General features: G+C 33.5%; 3 protein-coding genes and 1 pseudogene. All 4 read right to left on the bottom strand.

Translation table 11 applies throughout. The features are described 5' to 3' along the window. Positions 1 to 291: pseudogene (locus WFK35_RS22170) on the bottom strand (KGG domain-containing protein); the annotation flags it as partial. Between the two features lie 219 nt (positions 292 to 510). Further along, positions 511 to 1125, bottom strand: coding sequence for a Crp/Fnr family transcriptional regulator (locus WFK35_RS22165; protein ID WP_336734753.1), 615 nt, complete (start codon positions 1123 to 1125; stop codon positions 511 to 513). Between the two features lie 52 nt (positions 1126 to 1177). Then, positions 1178 to 1774, bottom strand: a complete 597-nt coding sequence (locus tag WFK35_RS22160; protein ID WP_214589812.1) for a Crp/Fnr family transcriptional regulator — start codon at positions 1772 to 1774, stop codon at positions 1178 to 1180. 230 nt (positions 1775 to 2004) lie between these two features. Beyond that, positions 2005 to 2241 carry a hypothetical protein gene (locus WFK35_RS22155; RefSeq protein WP_336734751.1) on the bottom strand — a complete coding sequence of 79 codons (237 nt, stop codon included), beginning with the start codon at positions 2239 to 2241 and terminating at the stop codon, positions 2005 to 2007. Positions 2242 to 2454: the final 213 nt, after the last annotated feature.

Raw genomic sequence — 2454 nt, 5'->3', positions numbered from 1 at the left:
TCCTCTTCCACGACCTCTGTTGTCGTTATCGTCTTCATCGTCGTCGTAATCTTCATCATCATAGTCATCGTCGTCATAATCTTCATCATCATAGTCCTCGTAGCTGTTTTCATAATCATCGTCTTCATCATCAAAGTAATCTTCATACTCTGAGAAGTCATCGTCATAATCTTCATCGTTTTGGGCATCGTTATACCCGTGATCGTATCCTAACTGGTAGATTTCCTCAAGATTGCTTGATGAGTCTGAATTTCCTCTTGAACTACGGTTTCCTGAATTTCTAGTGTTCATAACTGTTTTTTTTATGTTAATATTAAGTGATGTGTATTGCCGGCCGTGACTAGTATTTAGACAGCAATGGTTTTGGTTTTAGTAATAAAAAGATTTAAAAAAAAGCAAATGCTTTTACTGTTTCTCTTATCGAGAACTGAAAGAATGAATATGAATTATATACTCAAATGTACAACTGAAATATCCTTTATTTTTATGACTGAGGTCACAATTGCAGGATTAATATAAAATTTTTCGGATTTCTATTTTTAAACTGCCTTCTTTTTCCATTTTTTTCAGGGTTCTGATGACTGTTTCTACTCTTAAGCCTGTAAGATTGGCAATCTGCTGTCTGGTAAGATCTACATGAAAACACTGTTCGCAATCTCCTTCATGGTAGCTTTTTAGATAATCCAGTAAACCTTTTAATCTTGTTACGGGGTTTAAGGAAGACATATTCTGAAGCATAATGGCTTTAAAATAGAGTCTTTGGGAAAGACAGTGGTTCATTTCCAAGGAAATTTTCGGATTTTTCTCCAGAAGTTCCATAAAACTTGTTTTCGGAAGCCGTATAATTTCTGTATCGGTAATGCAGATGGCGTTCATTACATAGAATTTTTCTAAAAAAAGCATGGGATCTCCAAAACTCTGTTTTTCTCCTAAAATATTATGGATAAACTCTTTACCTTCTTCATTGTAGCTGTTTTGCTTCACTTTACCGCTGATAATCTGGTAGTAATACAAAGCTGTATCTCCTTCTTTATAGATTATTTCTTTCGCTTTATAAAATCTATCTTCTGCTCCGAATTCATATAATAATTCCGGATCAATGTTCATGCAGCTTATAGTTTTCATATCTTAGAATTTTAACAATTCTCTAGCAAAAAAAAGACCATCTGCCTTATAATCAGTACAATATTTTTCTGTTCCGGATTTGCAGAAGTTTGTCTCTCTCCATCACCTTAATGGCTCTGATGGCTGTTTCCACGCAAAGTCCCGTAAGACCAGCCATTTGCTGTCTTGTAAGGGGGATCATAAAGGAATACGGAGCCTGTTCTTCCTGAAAACTCTTTAGATAATCCATGAGTGTTTTCAATTTTGCCGCAGGACTCTGACTGGCTAAATTCTGAGACATAATCAGTCCGTAATATAATCTTTCAGACATAAAGACATTTATATCCTGAGATATTTCCGGATATAATTTTAGTAAATCTAAAAATATATATTTCGGAAGTTTCAGAACTTCGCAGTTTGTAAGGGCAACTGCATTTACAGGATAAGGTTTATCTATAAATAAAAGAGACTCTCCGATGCTATGTCCGTCTTCCAAAATAGTCTGTATACTTTCCTTTCCGTCTTCGTTAAAGTTATTAAGCTTTACCTCTCCTTTAATGATCTGATAGTAATAACCGGGATAGCTTCCTTCTGTAAATATGCTTTCCGAGGGTTTGTAATTTTTAATACTCGCTCCTACTGAATGCAAAATTTCTTCTTTAATAACCATATTAGCTGATTTTGATATTTCTTAATAGTGAAGCATTCCTAGTAGAAATAAAAATTGGATATAAATTTAATCAATACAAAAATCTAACCTTAATCTGTTAAAAATTAATAAGTTGAATATTGTACGGGTTAAATCTTTTAAGCAGATATTGCTTTTTATGAATAGTTTAAATTTATAGAATCCAAACCCGCTTTAAATTATAAAACGGGTTCGGTTATAATTGCTGGGGATTATTTTACAGTTCGTGTGCTGTCCGATCCTGTTCCTCCGGAGCGGGGTGTTGTGATGTTTGTACTGTCGTTCTTTGGAATAGAATCATTAGACATCGGCGTGGTAGTATTTACAGAAGGATCTGTTACAACAGTCGAATCATACCCCGAATCAGAATTAGATGTTGTTGAGTTTTCTTTTTTCTGACAGCTCAATACGAGAATGCCCAAAAGGGCAATCGATGCGATACATTTCATAATATTATATTTTAAGTGGTGTGATACTTCAAAAGTAAGATAATATTATGTTAAGTATTTATGACCTTGGTCATAAGAAAAAATCACACGAAATAAGAGCGATATAATAAATTGAAAATCAACTATTTAATAATTTAAAAAAACATTTTTTTATTAAGCTATTGTGGTCTTTTTTCATTTACAGCCGTAAAGTTCAGTTTATCTTTTGTGCTT

Source organism: Chryseobacterium sp. VD8 (genome assembly GCF_037149975.1).
Classification (GTDB): Bacteria; Bacteroidota; Bacteroidia; order Flavobacteriales; family Weeksellaceae; genus Chryseobacterium; species Chryseobacterium indicum.
The sequence above is the reverse complement of the archived record's forward strand: the minus strand, read 5'-3'. Positions and strand labels throughout refer to the sequence as shown.